Annotated in this window: 17 protein-coding genes; 9 read left to right on the top strand and 8 right to left on the bottom strand. The window is 30.6% G+C overall.

All coding sequences use genetic code 11. From position 1 onward, the window contains the following. Window positions 1-263 precede the first annotated feature (263 nt). From PSU83_RS10625 to PSU83_RS10650, 6 genes are all read right to left on the bottom strand, one after another. Window positions 264-959: a hypothetical protein gene (locus PSU83_RS10625; RefSeq protein WP_300589415.1), complete on the bottom strand. Its 696-nt coding sequence runs from the start codon at window positions 957-959 to the stop codon at window positions 264-266. 240 nt (window positions 960-1199) lie between these two features. Continuing rightward, window positions 1200-1961 carry a hypothetical protein gene (locus tag PSU83_RS10630; RefSeq protein WP_300589416.1) on the bottom strand — a complete coding sequence of 254 codons (762 nt, stop codon included), beginning with the start codon at window positions 1959-1961 and terminating at the stop codon, window positions 1200-1202. Between the two features lie 171 nt (window positions 1962-2132). Next, entirely contained in the window at window positions 2133-2906 is a 774-nt protein-coding gene (locus PSU83_RS10635; RefSeq protein ID WP_300589417.1) for a hypothetical protein, read from the bottom strand. A gap of 531 nt (window positions 2907-3437) precedes the next feature. Then, window positions 3438-3608, bottom strand: a complete 171-nt coding sequence (locus PSU83_RS10640) for a hypothetical protein (protein ID WP_300589419.1) — start codon at window positions 3606-3608, stop codon at window positions 3438-3440. Window positions 3609-3611: 3 nt separating this feature from the next. Beyond that, window positions 3612-4073, bottom strand: a complete 462-nt coding sequence (locus PSU83_RS10645) for a hypothetical protein (protein ID WP_300589420.1) — start codon at window positions 4071-4073, stop codon at window positions 3612-3614. A 17-nt stretch (window positions 4074-4090) separates the two neighbouring features. Continuing rightward, complete coding sequence (locus tag PSU83_RS10650; RefSeq protein WP_300589421.1) at window positions 4091-4447, bottom strand: hypothetical protein; 357 nt, start codon at window positions 4445-4447, stop codon at window positions 4091-4093. Between the two features lie 148 nt (window positions 4448-4595). On the opposite strand from PSU83_RS10650, the gene PSU83_RS10655 reads away from it, so the two are divergent. Further along, window positions 4596-5810, top strand: a complete 1215-nt coding sequence (locus tag PSU83_RS10655) for a hypothetical protein (RefSeq protein WP_300589422.1) — start codon at window positions 4596-4598, stop codon at window positions 5808-5810. A gap of 106 nt (window positions 5811-5916) precedes the next feature. On the opposite strand, the gene PSU83_RS10660 is transcribed toward PSU83_RS10655, so the two are convergent. Together PSU83_RS10660 and PSU83_RS10665 are read right to left on the bottom strand one after the other, a co-directional pair. Then, window positions 5917-7593 (bottom strand): hypothetical protein, encoded by a 1677-nt coding sequence (locus PSU83_RS10660; protein ID WP_300589423.1) that lies wholly within the window; start codon window positions 7591-7593, stop codon window positions 5917-5919. A 111-nt stretch (window positions 7594-7704) separates the two neighbouring features. After that, on the bottom strand, window positions 7705-8946 hold the full coding sequence (locus PSU83_RS10665; protein WP_300589424.1) for a hypothetical protein: 1242 nt from the start codon (window positions 8944-8946) through the stop codon (window positions 7705-7707). 399 nt (window positions 8947-9345) lie between these two features. Between PSU83_RS10665 and PSU83_RS10670 the strand changes: the two genes are divergently transcribed. The 8 genes from PSU83_RS10670 to PSU83_RS10705 all read left to right on the top strand — a co-directional run bounded on the left by PSU83_RS10670 (window position 9346) and on the right by PSU83_RS10705 (window position 16717). Next, window positions 9346-11244: a hypothetical protein gene (locus PSU83_RS10670; protein WP_300589425.1), complete on the top strand. Its 1899-nt coding sequence runs from the start codon at window positions 9346-9348 to the stop codon at window positions 11242-11244. A gap of 96 nt (window positions 11245-11340) precedes the next feature. Next, window positions 11341-11757, top strand: a complete 417-nt coding sequence (locus tag PSU83_RS10675; RefSeq protein ID WP_300589426.1) for a hypothetical protein — start codon at window positions 11341-11343, stop codon at window positions 11755-11757. Window positions 11758-11804: 47 nt separating this feature from the next. Beyond that, complete coding sequence (locus PSU83_RS10680) at window positions 11805-13535, top strand: TerB family tellurite resistance protein (protein ID WP_300589427.1); 1731 nt, start codon at window positions 11805-11807, stop codon at window positions 13533-13535. 1 nt (window position 13536) lies between these two features. Then, window positions 13537-14313 (top strand): hypothetical protein, encoded by a 777-nt coding sequence (locus PSU83_RS10685; RefSeq protein WP_300589428.1) that lies wholly within the window; start codon window positions 13537-13539, stop codon window positions 14311-14313. Window positions 14314-14319: 6 nt separating this feature from the next. Then, window positions 14320-15651, top strand: a complete 1332-nt coding sequence (locus tag PSU83_RS10690; RefSeq protein ID WP_300589429.1) for an SPFH domain-containing protein — start codon at window positions 14320-14322, stop codon at window positions 15649-15651. A 19-nt stretch (window positions 15652-15670) separates the two neighbouring features. After that, complete coding sequence (locus PSU83_RS10695) at window positions 15671-16024, top strand: DUF4339 domain-containing protein (RefSeq protein ID WP_300589430.1); 354 nt, start codon at window positions 15671-15673, stop codon at window positions 16022-16024. A gap of 4 nt (window positions 16025-16028) precedes the next feature. Beyond that, complete coding sequence (locus PSU83_RS10700) at window positions 16029-16373, top strand: hypothetical protein (RefSeq protein ID WP_300589431.1); 345 nt, start codon at window positions 16029-16031, stop codon at window positions 16371-16373. Window positions 16374-16423: 50 nt separating this feature from the next. Further along, window positions 16424-16717, top strand: coding sequence for a hypothetical protein (locus tag PSU83_RS10705; RefSeq protein ID WP_300589432.1), 294 nt, complete (start codon window positions 16424-16426; stop codon window positions 16715-16717). Window positions 16718-16833: the final 116 nt, after the last annotated feature.

The raw sequence follows: 16833 nt of genomic DNA on the forward strand, positions 1-16833 counted from the left end.
ACAAATAGATATGAAATAAAATCAAACGGTTTTATTTTTTATCGGACAATAATGTAATTAAATATAAAAATCCCAAAAAAACTTTAAAATTTTTGGGTAAGCTTTTAGGAATTAGTTCATTTATCTTAATCAATTTTGGTTATCAATTAATTTGTTCAAACAATCTGCAATAATATCTATTTTATCATTTTGATTGTCATAAATATAAAAAGAAAATTTTTAAAACATTGAACTCAATACTAAATCTAGATTTTTAAAATACTTTAGAAATTTGATTTGTAATTCAAAGCCCATTCATGCTCTTGATAGAAATAATCTTCGTCGTCATCAAAACCAATTATTAATTGTTTTATGAGTAATTGAATATCTTCAAGGCTTAATTTATTGATTCCTGTTCCTTCATTATTTTCAATATATACAACAACCTCATAGATTGTATTGTCCATAAAGAAATAGGCGAGACCATGATCATTTAAGATAACATTTTCATCTTCAGCTTCTAAAACAGCATCTTCAAAATCCCAATAATCAACTATTTCATCATCTTCATTTGTGCCTGTTACTATTTCTACAATTAATTTTGCATTTGCTATGAGTTCATTATAAAATTTATCTGGGTTTATGTTATCTAAATGTTCAAATAAACTACCATTATCTTCAATATCTTTAACTATTACATCAACATTTTTCGAAGTATTGTCACTTTCATCAACTAAAACTCCTTCCCATTTTCCGTGCATCGGCCCTGCTTGTAGACCTTTTTTCCATGAACCCGATAATTTGCCGTCCAATATTGTAAAAACAATAAGACCTTCATCTCCTTTATTTTTCCAATTTCCTTTAAAAGTATTATTAACAAAATCCCCACTTAGAACACCATTTTCTTGATAATTTCCAGTGGTTTTTGTATCACTTATATTTAGAAATAATTCACCGAAGTTTCCTTTGAATTTCAACATCTTTTTATTTTTTGATATAACATAAAAATTTCCTTTACTACTTTTAATATTGGGGTCGAACTCTTATTTGTTTTAAAATGATTTTGTACATAACGATTTATCATATTGAAAATTCATCAAGTTTTAATCTGCTTATAATCCTAAAAAATACGAGATTCAATTTAGAATTAATAATAAAACCACAAATATTTCAAATCTATGATGCATTCTCAAATTTATTAAAAAAATCAATTATAATAATTAGCCCATATCAACTGATATTCCTGCTCTTTCAAGGTTCTCAAGTAATGTAACTATACTTCCAGAATTAAATTGTTCAAAGACATAACTTAGACCTGTAAACTCTTCATATGTAACCTTATCATCCTGTGCCACTATTTGTTGAAAAACAAATAACAAATAATCCTTTTCTGCACTATTTAAGACAGTATTTATCAACTGAGTAGATTGACTCAAAATTCTTCCTTGCATTCCAACCTTTTCCATTATTCCCATTATATCATCAACATGATCCCATACTTCACCTACCGGTATGGATAATTCATCAAAATGGTTAGTAGCATCCTGCATCCAAGCAAGTTCACCTATGTGAACATCATTATCAATTAAAATGAAATGTCTAATTAAAGTAGCTATTGCACAAGCAATATTGTTTTCAGGAGTATTAAGGATTTGATTAAAAATCGGGTGGTAATCTTTTTCGGGAGTTTCCTCATCAAACTCATAATTATTAGATTGCTCACTATTTTCCTTTACCATTTCTCCCCACCATTTACCTTTCATTGGACCAGCTTCTAATCCTTTTTTCCATAAACCATTTAATAAACCATCTGTAATAGTATATTCTAGACAACCTTCTAGACCTTTGTTTTTCCATTTACCTTTGAAGGTGTTGTTGATGAATTCTCCGGCTAACTCTCCTTCACTCTGATATGACCCTGTTGCAATAGTCCCATTAACTGTTAGAGACAACTCTCCAAAATTTCCTTTATATTTTACCATAATATTTTTTTAATAAGTTAAACTTAATTTCTTATTTTTTAAATTGGGTTTTGATTTATACTATGTTTTAACAATATTTTATTTAAACATAGGTTTAATGTTAATTATTTGCCATTTTAAAAGGCATTCAATTTTTTATAAAGAAGTACTTTAGCCGCTTTTAATTTATGATTAGTAAGCTATTAACTCTAAAATAATCTGATCAAACTCCTTAGATGAAATTTTATTAGAACCCGGAGCCCATGTATTAAAATAAATACCCCCAGTTGGAGATTCCCATAAACTAATCGTCCTATTTATTTTGTCTCCTCCATTTTTTAAAGGCCATTTTGTAGTAACTGTTGTTTGATCGATTTCTTTTAATAATTTAAATTCTAATAATTTAAATAAATTATAATAGTCCTTTCCAACAGAAATGATAGTTTTAATTGAGCTTTGACTTGCTACAGCTTCTGCTATATTTAAAACATTATTTTGAATGTATGATTTTGATTTAAATAAATCGGAATGCGACAATTTGAAACTACTTGAATGAAATGGACAAATTTCAAGAGCAAAGATTTTAGACTCAATAAATGGCTTATTTATTAATCTTGATAGGAATTTTTTTCTATCCGCCCAAAAACCAGAATTATGTTTGAAATAAGGTGTATTTATGGCATAATATTCATATGTTTCAATTGCTTTATAGTCTTTAACAAAAATTCCTTTAGTTCTATGTTGTGTATCATCTTGGAAAACAGGTCCCGGATTGTAATTTAAAAAAACTGCATCAGACTTAAATGGATCTCCCAAATAAGGTTCTGGCAAATACTCTACATAGGGTTCTATTTTACTGTTAACACTTTTTAACTTATAAAAAATGCTGTTTTCCCACTCTTTATAAGGAGATTTAGCCCAATTTTCAATAAAATTTTGCTGCGATTTTATAAATGATTTAATCAATTTTTTATTTTTAGTAATTCGTAAAAAGCCATTTAAACACCCAGATCCAAAAAGCTATTATTATGCCCATTCCAATTACCGAAGCAACGGAACCAATAAATTTTATTAATTTAACGCTAAATAAATCGAGATCAAGGTTGATTTTTCTTTTATTTTTTTCTTGAGAATACTTATTTTTTGTGTTCACTATTTTTGAATAAATCAGAGAATCATTTTTGATTTACTATTTAATTGCAACAAACTTTTTTGAATGACTTTTGCATCTCTTTTAGAAATTGAATATACGCTAAGTACTCCTGAACTAAAAGCCTTGATATGTATGTCAGCTCCAAAAAAATACGAATTAATATCTATTCTTCTGATTACACTAAATGAAATGGTATTAGTATCAACCCCAATTAGATACCAATTTCTTTGTGATGTTGTAATTACTTTATTTTCATAATCAATTCTTATTTTTGAAGGCGTAATTATATATTGCCATCTTAAAGTAAATAAAGAAGATAGTATAGTAGAACTAAATATTAGCATTTAATTATACTTTGCATTGAAGCATTGTAATGAACAACAACCCCCACCAAACATACCCAAAAATCCTTTCTTACTAAATATTTTTTTACCTTGTTTTATAATTTTTCCGCATTCATTACATTGATGATGTCCAGCATCTGCTGTTTGAATTGTATGTTTAACTTTAGCCATAATTTATTTTTTTGAATAATATTCTGTTAACGATTTACAGTTTTCAGATTTTAACCATTCTTCGATGGATTTAAACCCTTTATCTTTAACCCAGTCTTTCAAATCTTCTTTTCTAGATGCTTGACCTAAAGTGTATTTATTGTTTACACAATAGGTGTCATATTCGTTAGCAACTTGGACGGTTAGTCCAAAATGAGTATCAATTAATTTTTCAAAATCACCAATTTTCATGGATGCTTTGATTGATAAGTCATCTTTACTTGCTACTATATCTTTACTTGTTTTTTGATTTAATGCAGCAAAAGTAATTTCGGGGTCAGCAAATTGTTTTCCTTTATAAACTCTGAGTGTCAATCCAAAATTTTGTTTAAACTCGATTTTGATTGTTTTAATTTTCTTATTAGGAGATAAATGAAAATCTTTTGCTTTGAATTTGTCAGTTATGTTTGATATGAAATTTAGCATTTTAAATTAATTAAAAATTATACAAATGGAAGACATCCTTCTGCTTTAGCAGCTTCATTTTCTTGCGATAGAGTTCTTGAATTGGCAACTCCTACTGTATTTCTAATTTTACCATCTTTTGTTTTAAAAGCAACTTCTACATTTATGCCATAATTGTCCGTAAATCGTTTTTCAAGACTTCCAACGGTAAGGTTCCCGACTATAGATAATTCACCTCCATTTATTTCTCTAACTTCAGATAATTTTTTTTCAATATCTATTGGATGATTATTTCCTTTTTTGAAAACTAATGTTAAATAGTTGAATTTTTTAGAAAATTCATTAACAATTGTTTTGATTTTTTTACTTCCTGTCATTGTAAGTTCATTAGCCATAAATTTTAAATTTAAGTTTATTAAATAATTTGATTTGTTTATATAAAACAATAACAAATTTATACATCCCAACCATTCAAAATAACTTCAAGTTACTTCAAGTAGTTTAATGTCATTTCACTAATAAAGTATTTTGTATTTTTACTTAATGAAGAATGAAAAATTTATAAAGCAAATATGTAATCAGATTGAAACAGCTGTCAATAGAAGCATCAAAGGTTTTCCTGATGCTGTATGGTTGTCAGACTTATTTACCCTAAAAAAAATGCCTATTTCTGCTTCTACTATTGCGAGATTGTATGGGCTTACAAATTCTTCACAAAAACCATATCTCTCTACCTTAGATAACCTTGCCAAGTTTTTAGATTATGATAATTGGGTCAATTATGTAGAAGATCAATCCAAACATTATTTCAATTCAAATATTTTTTTAACGGAGGAAACAGAGGGTTTTTCTCAAAGTGTTTTAGAGTTGGCATTATCACTTAAACGTTATGATACGGTTAAAATGCTCTTAGGAAAATACCCTTATTTTGACAATAATCCTATTCATTTTTCAACTGCTAATTTAATTGGCAAGTATGTTAAGAAAAACAATTATGATGAAGATCTGTTACTTGTTTTGGCTAATTCAAAAGCAGGACAAAGTTTGTTTTATGAGTGTTTTGTTGATGATAATAATGAGAATAATTATTTTTCGAATACATTGTTTACTTATTACCTGCCTCAAGTAACAAATAAACACGACATATATTTTGTGTACAGTTATTTGCTGGCACAAAATATTTACTCTGAAAATTGGAAAAAATCATTTGTAAAAGAATACCAAGAGCTTTCAAAATCAATTAATATTAAACAACTTCATTACCATTTGCTTTCGAGGTATTTTGAATGCAATATTCTTATTGACGGAATGCAAGGCAATTTGCAAAAAAATGTTGATGATTATTTAAACACTATTACTAATTATGCGCTTTCTATAGATAAAAATGAATGGTTGTTAGCGCGAAGCATTAGAGCATTATTGCATTTTGGTTTCAAAAAAGAACTTTTAAATCATTTAAAATTTAATGAAATCATTAATGCAACCATAATGAAGAAAAGAAAAAGCAAAAATTCGGGCGCTTTATATATCATTCAGTTGTATTGGTTGTATGGCAATATAGAAAATCGACTTACCTACCAACCATTTCATTTTTCTGCCGATTATTTACAAGGAAACTCAGTAGAGCGAATAGCTATAGAAACTGCTACAGCAAGCCTCTATTCAAAAGGAGTGATAAAAAAAGCTATTAAAGAAAACCTAAAGCAATATTGTGCTAACACAAAAATTAAATGGATAATTAACCTCCTTTATAACTGATTTATTAGTAGTACATTACAACAATAACAAACCCCAATTTACTTTTTGATTTAACAAAGAATATTAAATTACATAGAAAATGATAAACTGTAGTTGTCTAATTTGATTAATGGGTAACATCACTATTCATTTTTTTAAGTACCACATAAGACAATCCAAAAAGCACAAAAAACAGCAACAATAAAAGAAAGAACACACTATAATTTGCAGTAACAAAATTCCAGAATAATAGTATAGTTACTATTCCGTTGCTGGCATTTAGAACCCAAACTAACATTCGTTTTCCGACTTGTGTTTTGTTGTTATTTGAAAATCCTTTCCAAAAACCACCGGGCTTTACAACGGTAACAAAGTTATCAAGCACTTTCCTATCCGTTGGTTTTGTGATGAAAGTGACCAGTAGCCAAGTGCAACAGACTAAAACAGTTAAAATAAGCAACTCAACTGGATAATATTCTAAATTGAAAGTGGTTTGAATAGCGTTGATTGCCTTTGTGAATAAGGGTAAATGTCTATATGAAAAATCATAACATGCCGGATAAATTAAAGCTGAAACCATTGCCGATAATTGTGACCAAGCATTAATACGCCACCAATACCAACGCAAAATAAAAACCGGACCAACTCCGGCCGTTATGGCAAATAGCAGTTTTATCATATCCATTAAGGAATTGGAATACATAACAATAACTCCGGATAGCACAATGATATATGCCATTGCAATTACACCAATGTACTTTAAGTTTTTTTCGTTTGCAGTTGGGTTAATATGGTAGTTATAGAAGTTTTGAACTAATAATGAGCCACCCCAATTTTGATTGTTTTGTACCAATGATAAAAAAGGAATTCCAAAAAAAACAACTACCAATACGAGCATCCATTTCGGCAATAACTGAATGAAAAGATTGGTGAAAGCCAATTCGCTGTCGGTAATTCCGTGGTGCATTCCAAATACCACCACAATAAAAGGAAGCGTAAATGCAAATAATCGAAAAACAAACAATACTAATGATGGTAAAAGAATGGTTTTAACAACATCCTTACTCGATTTTGTTATCATTAGTTTTTGCCCATTCATATCAGGATAATCCAATAAAGATGCCGACCACCACTGCACCGAAATAAAAACTATAAATCCATTAAAAGCTGCTGAACCCCAACTAGGAAATAATACTATTTTAGTTGGGTAGTGTTTTATTTCATTGGCCAGAAACGATAGTCCTCCAATTTTAGTATAAATAATGGTGATAAAGGAAATAAATAAAATTATAAACAGGAGGAATAAAATATAATCTAATCGCAATCGAATAGTTAAACTATTAAAAAAGGTGCCAATCAAAAGTAAGGCGGTCAAAATCAGTACTGCATCAACTTGACTTATTCCTGTAATGAAACAAACCATTTTACTATAAGCAAGTAAACTAAAAGCAATAATAAAGGGAACAATAATTCCGCCAACATATAAACTTCTAAATCCGTGTAATAGTTTAGCTCCTAACCCTGAAAACCTAAAAAATATAAATTCATTTTCAGTTTTTATAGGCACCCGTTGCCACAAATGTGCAAAAAAAGCAATGCTAAAGCCAGCTCCGATTGCACCGCTCCAATATATCCACATTTCACTAAGTTCTCCTTTGCTTAGAGCCGCACACATGATTTGTGGTTCTATTAAAATACCACTTGAAAGTATCATAGAAAAACCCAGCAACCACCACGATTCTTTCTTTGAATAGAAAAGAGGTAAAGCTAATTTTGGACTTACTTTTTTGATGAGATTTTTCAAATCTTTTTATGGCTTTGATTTGACAAATATATAAAAGACGAACGTTTTTACAGTTTAAAAAAGGAAACGAACCTGATGGTACGAATTTTCAGAAACCTAAAATAATAAGTATTAATTTATAGTATCAAATTGCATAGAATGATAAATTGCTTCTACTTCAGTTTTAAAATTCAAGTCAAATTTATTCGGTTTAATTTCTTTAAAAACAAGAGTTGCTTTTTCGGCTTGATTGGTTTTTAGCAAAGCAAAAGCATAATAGACTTTCAAGTGATCATAATTTAACAATGCCCAATATCCTAAAATATTGGAAAATTTAGCGGCTTGTTTTTCAAATAGAGTAATGATAAGAAGATAGTTTTCTATTGCAAATAGATATTGCGTAATAATAAAAATACTGCTCACTCTGTTGCCAGCATCTTTTTCATTAATAGCTGCACTTTCGCAAAATGCATTGCAAATTTTTTCTATTTTAAAACCATTATTATACTGTTTGTCATGAAGCATTTGCACCCCATACCAGCGCATTTGTAAAATGTTGTGCAACGAATTAACGTTTATATTTAACTCCATCAGTACGCTGTAGTGCATAGTAAAAACTTCCCAGATTCCTTTTTTGGCAGCAGTGGTACAATGTATAAGATGATAGAATGTTTTTTTGTCTAAATTGTCCTGATTTACTTCGTAATACTTTTCCAAAACTTCTAAATAATAATCTTGTTCCGGAACCACCAACCATTCTACAAAATAATCTTCACAGTAGGGAAGATTGTAATAATTATTTATTGCAATATCTTTTAGCCATTCATGGATGCTACAAAGTGATCCCAATAAATGAATGGTGTGATAAATAGCATATTTAAAAGACTCTTGAAACTCAAAAATAAGTTGAAACTTAAAAATGTTCTCAAAAAAAGCAACATCTTTTTGCTCGATTTTAATTAGAATGACCTGCTTAAACAAATCATAGACTGCTGTGGTTTTGGGAAAAGAATTAAAACGCACCAATAATTCTTGAAAGGGAATGTTTTTCGTAATTAACTCAAAAAGCAAATGCTTTTGATGCAATTCGCATTGCTCTTGATGCCCAAGAATTAAATCACTCCAGTTTTTATAGCCCACATATTTTGACAAAACATCAAGGGTATAGGTGCTAGGCAACGAAACACTTTTAATCACCCCAAAAAACCGACGAAGCGTATCCACTGATAACTTTTCGTCAATGGTTCTTTCAATACTTTCCGCTAATGTGGTGCAATCATATGAAGTTAAAACACTTTTAGAAAAACCAATGTGTACTAAACTTTTTAAGTAATGAATATGCTCTTCTTTTGGTTCTTGAGGAATTCTTGCCATAGGTCTCAAAAATAGTATTAATTTTTATAAAGTCTGATTTGCATCTTATTTACACTTATTTGCTTTTTAATTCGATTGTGGTAAAATATATTTTTGTGAAATTAATTATTTAAAAAAATCATAAAAAAACTTATTATAACGATACCATCTAGGCAAATAAAGTCCCATGCGAAAGGCGATGACAAAAAAAATGATTTGAGAATGACAGAAGAAATAACAATGAAAGACAAAAGATTTAGTTTTTTTGCAAAACACAAGAACGAAAAGCGGAAAGCAGACAACCATTTATTACACTGACTTTTGCCCAAAACACTTACCCACGCTTTGAAAAAACTCAAATAGCCAAATTTTGCCAACACACTTGTAATTTTCAGTAAAATTTTAAAACAATATGATTTAATGAAAAAAGTTTCATTTCTCCAAAAATTTCGTTACAAATTTGATAATATGATGAGCAAAGGGCCAATCGCTATGATATCACTTTTGGCTTTGATGTCGTTGTTGGTTGTTGCTATTGCAGGAGCTATTATTTGGTTATGTAACATTTCTCCTGTAGGCGAAGAGCCAATGGGTTTTATTGAAGGTGCATGGCAAAGTTTAATGCGGACACTAGATTCGGGAACAATGGGAGGCGATACTGGCTGGGGATTTCGTATTGTTGCTTTTTTCGTAACATTGGGTGGAATCTTTATTATTTCAACGTTAATTGGAGTTTTGGGAAGCGGTATTGAAGGTAAGTTGGAAGAATTACGTAAAGGAAAAAGTTTTGTAATTGAAAAAGACCATACTTTGATTTTAGGATGGTCATCAAAAATATTTACTATCATATCTGAATTAATAATCGCAAATGAAAATCAAAAAAATTCTCCAATAGTAATTCTGGCTGATATTGATAAAATTGAGATGGAAGATGAAATAAGGAGTAAAATAGAGTATTTGAAAAATACAAAAGTAATTTGCAGAAAAGGTATTCCAAATGATTTGGTAGATTTAGCTATTGCAAATCCTAATCAAGCTAAATCAATAATTATTTTGGCTCCTGAAAAGGGGAATGCTGACCCCCTAACTATTAAAACCATTTTGGCAATTACGAATAATCCAAACAGAAGAGTGGAGCCTTATCATATTGTTGCGGAAATAAAAGATGAAAAAAACCTTGAAGTAGCAAAAATGGTAGGTAAAGACGAGGTGGAGCTCATTTTAACCGATGATGTGATTGGAAGAATAATGGTTCAAACTTCTCGTCAGAGTGGTTTAAGTATTGTTTATACAGAATTGATGGATTTTGATGGAGCTGAAATTTATTTTAAGGAAGAGCCTATACTGGTTGGTAAAACTTATGCAGAATCTATTTTTACATACGTTGATTCGACCGTGATTGGTTTGCAATATGCCGATGGTTCGGTAAAAGTAAATCCAGCAATGGATTATAAAATTAAAAAAGGTGACAAAGTGATTGCTATTACTGAAGATGATAATACATTGATTTTATCAAAAGAAAAATCAAATTTACCAAAAGAAACAGCAATTGTAAATTTTGATTCGAGAAAAGTAGAATCGGAACGAGTTTTAATGTTAGGTTGGAACAAAAGAGCGAAAGTTATTATTCGCGAAATGGATAATTATGTTGGCAAAAAATCTTATATGAAAGTTGTTTCTTCTTTCGATGAAGAAAAAGAAAGTATTTTAGAAATTGCAAAGACATTAAACAATATTAAATTAGAATTTCAACATGGCGACACTACATCGCGTTCTGTAATCGACAATTTAGATATTTCATCATTCAACTGTGTTCAGCTACTTTGCTATAAGGAGGAAATGGATATGCAAGATGCAGATGCTCAAACATTAATTTCACTTCTACACATTCGCAGAATAATGGAAGAAACAGGAAAGGATATAAAAGTTGTGAGTGAAATGCTGGACTTACGAAACCGAGATTTAGCAGAGGTTACAAAAGCTGATGACTTTATTGTGAGTGATAAATTAATTAGTTTATTATTGTCACAAGTCTCGGAAAACAAGCATCTGATGCGTGTTTTTGATGATTTATTTGATGCCGATGGAAGTGAAATTTATTTGAAGCCGATGAGTGACTACATTAAACCTGGCGAAAAAATTGATTTTTATACCATCGTAGAAAGTGCAAAACGCAAAGGACAAACAGCTATTGGATACCGTATTGCAGAGCAAGCCCATGATAATACCAGAGCATACGGAGTTGTAATAAATCCAGTAAAGTCTAAGGAATTAATGTTTGTAGAAAACGATAAATTAATTGTGTTGGCAGAGGGTTAAAAGTATATGAAGACGATAGAATTTAAAAAAAAATCTTTTTAAAAATTTCATTCTTTACTTTTAGTTGAAGTTTTTAGTAACTAAATAATTTTCAAAATGATAAATCTTACTAAAGTTATCAGCACATTAATTTTTTTATTTTTTTTAAGCTTAGAATGCTTAGGACAAAAAGAAGCCAAGAATTCCGAAAATATTTTAGGTTGTTGGCAAACTATTAAATATACAACCGCTAAAGAAGAAGTAATTTATCCTGCTGAAATAAAAATGATTTATAGATTTAGTTGCGATGGAAGTTATACAATGATTATTAGTAATAGCTTTACTAATACTAAAAAAGAACAAAAAGGAACTTTCACATTGCTTAACAACACCATTGCATTGGTTGCTAATGGTGAGGTAGAAGTAATAAAGGATACTATTACTTTTATTGGCGCAAGTAGTTTTAAATGGGATGTTGTTTTAGAAAACGAAAAAGGCACATTTCAACTACAACGAATAATGTGTGTTGATTAATTAAAAAAAAACGACCTAGATATTGTACAACTTAAATAATAAATAAAATGAAAAATGATGCATTGAAACAATTGGAGCAAATAACCATTGCTCAAATTAAGGAACTTCTTAAAAATGATGCACCTGATAAATTTGATAAAATGATTATTACAGATGGTCAACCTGTAAAAAGAGGTAATTATGTTTTTGCGAAAATGAAATTTGAAAAAGTTGAACGACAAGTTGAACAAATTAAATTTCCCTTGTACGGTGCAATCAAAGACAATTTTGCTGAACTCGAAGGTGGCGAAGGAAAATTTGGAGCCAAAGCTCCTATAAATACAAATAAAATTTTTGAAACACTTAAAAGTAATTATCTAATAACTGGGAAAGGTGCAAATAGTAACCAAGTAAAAGACGCTTTTAATTATCCACTTGATGAAGTTAATGGTGAAATTGCGCAGCAACAAAAGAAATATTTTTTCCCGGATTTGACTTTCCAAGAAACCTGTGAAGAATGTAAAGGAGAAAAATATACAAAGTGCACTGATAACGAATGTGATGGTCGACATAATTGGACTTGTACAGATTGCCATGGAGATGGAAAAGTGTCTTGTAATGATTGTGCTGGTGATGGAAAAATTACTTGCAAAGATTGTAAAGGACATGGTTATGCTAAATGTGGTGCAGGTGCAGGTGGATGGATAGGAAGAAATGTTGCATCAGGTCCAGGTCTTCATGTTGGAGGTTGTGGTGGTACAGGAACAATAAAGGAGAGAATTCAAGGAAGGGATGAATATCGGACATGCAAATCTTGTCGTGGAAAGGGAGAAGTTGCATGCAAAGATTGTGGTACTAAAGGAGAAATAAGATGTGATAAATGTTCTGGTCGCGGTGAAGTACAATGCAGAGAGTGCTCAGGTAAGGGTGATATTACATGCTCTGTATGTTATGGTGATAAAGAAAGATATGGAAAGGTAGATTGTCCAGAATGTGCCACAATTGGCACAGTTGCTAAAATAGTATATGTCGACAGTTTTGTTAGCCAAAATGAAAATGAAAAAGTGATTTTAAAGGGGGACAAACTAAATATAACTGACAATAACGTAATCCAACATGTAAAATCAAATCAGTCAGGACAAGTTGTTTTTAAAAAGGTGAATGAAAAAGTTGAAGAAAATTATGATGAATTCAGTAAAGAATATGTTGAAATTTTTGAAAATAATTTAGGTTTGAGCAAGAAAAATTATCCACTTGTTACAAAAGAAGAATTATACTATCAAGTTGTTCCTTGTGTAGAATTAAGCTACAAACACATGCTAACTAATACAGTTCATGAGTTTACAATACTTAATATATGGAATAATCCTGAAATTATTTTTCACAGTGAACCGGAACTACTTAAACAAGATTTAGGCAACGCAACAAAAGCTGTAGGCGGATTTTTTGGCAAATTGTTTAAAACAAAAGGATTTAAGACAAAGGAGGACAAGAAAAATGAAATCATTTTGTTGATACATCTTGCTAAGGCTGACGGCAAAATTGAAGATGAAGAAAAAATATCATTATCAGAAGAAATCGGACATTTAGACGAATTTACAAATTCCGAAAAACAACAGCTTTTTGATTTAATGAACTCCGCTGCTTTACCTCAGTTGACTAAAAGCGATACTTCATTTAGCTCAAAAGAAAGAGCAAATGAGGTTTTAGAAAAACTAACAAAACTAGCAATGGCAGACGGACAAATTGAAGGAGCTGAAAAAAACTTTATTGATAAAGTCAAAAGTTTAATCGGCTAAAATGAATTCAGAATTAGAAAGATTAATTGAACTTACACTTGCTAATGGACAATTGTCCGAGAAGGAAAGAATTGTGCTATTTCGAAAAGCAAAGGAATTAGGAGCTGACCATGATGAACTTGAAGTTGTACTTGATGCTAAATTATACGCTTTACAAAAGAATTCACAAAGTAGTTCGGTGAAATATGGTGATGTCAAAAAATGTCCTTCTTGCAACGCTCCTATAAATTCCTTTTCGTCAGTTTGCAGTGATTGTGGTTATGAATTTAGAAATATTGATGCAAATAATTCCGTTAAATCATTATCTGAAAAACTCGAAAAAGTTGTGTCTGAATGTGAGATAAAATCATATAAACACATGGTTGGTAGGGGTTACGGTGATGAAGAAACCGCAAGACGAGATGATATTGCAGCAAAACAGAAATTTGTAATCAAAAATTTTCCTGTTCCAAATACCAGAGAGGATATTTTGGAATTACTTTATTTTATACAACCAAAAAGTGAAATTAGTTTTCGTGCTGACAAAAATGTTTTTGATTGGAGAAATAAATACAGGGAAATTGCTAATCGTGCAAAATCTTCATTTCGGTCAGACAAGAAAATGCTTGATGAAATAAATCAGTTGCAAACGGACTTGAATAAAATTAAGCCAGTTAGCTACATTGTATGCTTGTATTCTACTTCAAGTGCTGGTTTTAAGTGGGTTTTGTCAATGCTCGTATTTATGGTTGGTTGCGGTATTGCTTACTGGATTTTGAAAATATTTAACATAAAATAAAACATTATGGCATTTTTCGGAAAAAAGTCAGAAGGCGGATTAATGGATGTAATCCGCTGTGACGAGCAAGAATATCTCGTGTGGAAATGGCGACCTTCGGGCGAAGCCAATTCAACCAAAAGAGAAAATGCTATACGCTATGGTAGTAGTTTGCGTGTAAAGGATGGTGAAATGGCTGTTTTTGTTTACCAACAAAAAGACGGTTCCATGCAGGAATTTATCACAGGACCCTTCGACCAAACAATAAAAACAGCGAATTTTCCAATACTTTCAAGCATCGTCGGCACTGCTTTTGGAGGCGCATCACCTTTTCAGGCAGAAATTCACTTTATAAATTTATCGGGTAATGTACAAGTAAAGTTTGGCATTCCATTCTTCGATGTTTTTGATCCAAGATTTTTGGATTTTGCAGTTCCAGTTGCAGTTAGAGGTACTATTACATTTAATTTGACCGACTATAAAGCTTTTATCAAACTTAATCGTTTAATAAATTTCGAGTTAGATGATTTTAAAAAGCAAATTAAAGATGCGGTAACCAAGTACGTAAAAGGTGTTATTACAAATATCCCTTCAGATAATGGAATGCCCGTTTTACAAATGGAGCGAAAACTTTTGGAAATAAATGAATTAATTGCTGCTTACTTAAAACCAAGACTTGAAACAGATTTTGGTGTAAACATGAAAGGATTAGATATAGCTGCCATTGAAGTTGATAAAGAAAGTGAAGGTTATGCTGAATTAAGAAAAGTAACTGCCGATCAAACAACAAAAACAACTGTTGCACAAGCAGAAGTTACTATCAAGAATATGGAAGATATGCAAAGTATAAACGCTTTGAATATGGAAGAAACTTTACGTGTTCAAAGAGAAGAAGCTCAAAGAGCACAAAAATTACAAACGGAAACTAATTTCATGGGGGCACATGCTTTAAACCAACAAACAGAAGTGTTAAAAGCTGGAGCAGAAAGCCTCGGGAATATGGGCGATATTGGCGGCGGTAACGGTGGAGGCATGAATCCTGCAGGCATGATGACAGGCATGATGATGGGAGGAGCAATGGGCAATCAAATGGCGGGTATGATGAATACTATGGGACAAAATATGAACCAACAACAGAATACACCTCCACCACCACCAACAATTTCTTATAGTGTTTCTGTAAATGGACAAACTGCAGGTCCTTTCAATTGGCAACAATTACAGCAAATGGTTCAAAACGGCCAACTTTCCCAAAACACTCACGTATGGAAACAAGGCATGGCAGTTTGGGAAATAGCAAGTAATGTTCAAGAACTTTCTTCATTATTTGGTACAATTCCGCCACCGCCAGTAATATAAACGGTAAATTCTAAGATATATGAATGACGATAATTTTTTTTCGATAAACAGATTAGTAGAGTTTGGAATGGGTTTAGCTGTGGCACAACAAATGGTAAAAACAATGAATAGTGCAATGACCAATATGCACATACCAGGTTCTATGAATCCTATGCAAATACCAGCTCCACAGTTTTATTATGCAATTATTGAAGGCAATCAAGCCGGACCGTTTTCGGAACAGGAATTATCACGACTAATTGCGGATAAAATAATTGTTAAAGAAACTTTCATTTGGAAACCAAGTTTGCCAAAATGGGAAATTGCTGAAAAATTACCTGAAATCTTAAAATTGGTAGCATTGGCACCACCACCATTTAATCTAAAGCCATAAAATCATGAAAGTAAATTTTGTTCAAACAATTATAGCAATTTGCATTAGTATGCTTATTGCTTTTGGTTTTTACAGTTTTAATGATAGTGAAAATAGAGTACTATTATGCGTAGGTACTTTTGTTTCTCTTGTCATTACATTAATCCTTGCAATTGGTACAAGTTTCGAATTTAATAGAACAAAAACAAATGTTAGAGTAGTATCGTACATCTTTTTTGCATTATTTTTTATTAGTAATTCATTATTTACTTTTATTAACTTTTCTGTTCCAAATTATATTATTATGAATGGAATACTGCTATTAGTATATGTTTTGATTGCCTTTTCAATTTATAAGGCAAAACAATAATTTTAAATTATTAGTCAATAATACCATAAAATAGAAACTCAAAAAAAATTATGTTCCAAAAAACAAACATTTCAATACTATTGCTTTTAATATCACTTACCACAAAAGCACAAACTTGCTGGGAAAAAACTAGAATAGGCGATAGTGTTTATGTTCTTCAAGAGAAATATGATGAAATTAATGATACAATGTGTGTAATAATTATTAAAGAAGATGGATTAGATTGTGAATTTTTAAAAAAAATTAAAAAAATGAAACACATTGAACAAGATAATTTTATAAGTAAACTTATTTCGCAAGGATATCGTATTGAAATTTATAGGAAAAATGAACTTTTTTATTAAATATTAATTGACAAATAAAATGTTTCAATAGTGTAAAACTTTCAATAAAGTATTAATTTTTTTCATTATTGTCCGATAAAAAATAAAACCGTTTGATTTTATTTCATATCTATTTG

Origin of the sequence: Flavobacterium sp., assembly GCF_029945805.1 — a bacterium.
Taxonomy (GTDB): Bacteria; Bacteroidota; Bacteroidia; order Flavobacteriales; family Flavobacteriaceae; genus Flavobacterium.

Coding starts and splice junctions, on each gene's coding strand:
- PSU83_RS10705 (WP_300589432.1), top strand. CDS start 16,424: ATGTTCCAAAAAACAAACATTTCAATACTATTGCTTTTAATATCACTT.
- PSU83_RS10695 (WP_300589430.1), top strand. CDS start 15,671: ATGAATGACGATAATTTTTTTTCGATAAACAGATTAGTAGAGTTTGGA.
- PSU83_RS10665 (WP_300589424.1), bottom strand. CDS start 8,946: ATGGCAAGAATTCCTCAAGAACCAAAAGAAGAGCATATTCATTACTTA.
- PSU83_RS10670 (WP_300589425.1), top strand. CDS start 9,346: ATGAAAAAAGTTTCATTTCTCCAAAAATTTCGTTACAAATTTGATAAT.
- PSU83_RS10650 (WP_300589421.1), bottom strand. CDS start 4,447: ATGGCTAATGAACTTACAATGACAGGAAGTAAAAAAATCAAAACAATT.
- PSU83_RS10625 (WP_300589415.1), bottom strand. CDS start 959: ATGTTGAAATTCAAAGGAAACTTCGGTGAATTATTTCTAAATATAAGT.
- PSU83_RS10700 (WP_300589431.1), top strand. CDS start 16,029: ATGAAAGTAAATTTTGTTCAAACAATTATAGCAATTTGCATTAGTATG.
- PSU83_RS10655 (WP_300589422.1), top strand. CDS start 4,596: ATGAAGAATGAAAAATTTATAAAGCAAATATGTAATCAGATTGAAACA.
- PSU83_RS10690 (WP_300589429.1), top strand. CDS start 14,320: ATGGCATTTTTCGGAAAAAAGTCAGAAGGCGGATTAATGGATGTAATC.
- PSU83_RS10640 (WP_300589419.1), bottom strand. CDS start 3,608: ATGGCTAAAGTTAAACATACAATTCAAACAGCAGATGCTGGACATCAT.
- PSU83_RS10630 (WP_300589416.1), bottom strand. CDS start 1,961: ATGGTAAAATATAAAGGAAATTTTGGAGAGTTGTCTCTAACAGTTAAT.
- PSU83_RS10675 (WP_300589426.1), top strand. CDS start 11,341: ATGATAAATCTTACTAAAGTTATCAGCACATTAATTTTTTTATTTTTT.
- PSU83_RS10645 (WP_300589420.1), bottom strand. CDS start 4,073: ATGCTAAATTTCATATCAAACATAACTGACAAATTCAAAGCAAAAGAT.
- PSU83_RS10680 (WP_300589427.1), top strand. CDS start 11,805: ATGAAAAATGATGCATTGAAACAATTGGAGCAAATAACCATTGCTCAA.
- PSU83_RS10685 (WP_300589428.1), top strand. CDS start 13,537: ATGAATTCAGAATTAGAAAGATTAATTGAACTTACACTTGCTAATGGA.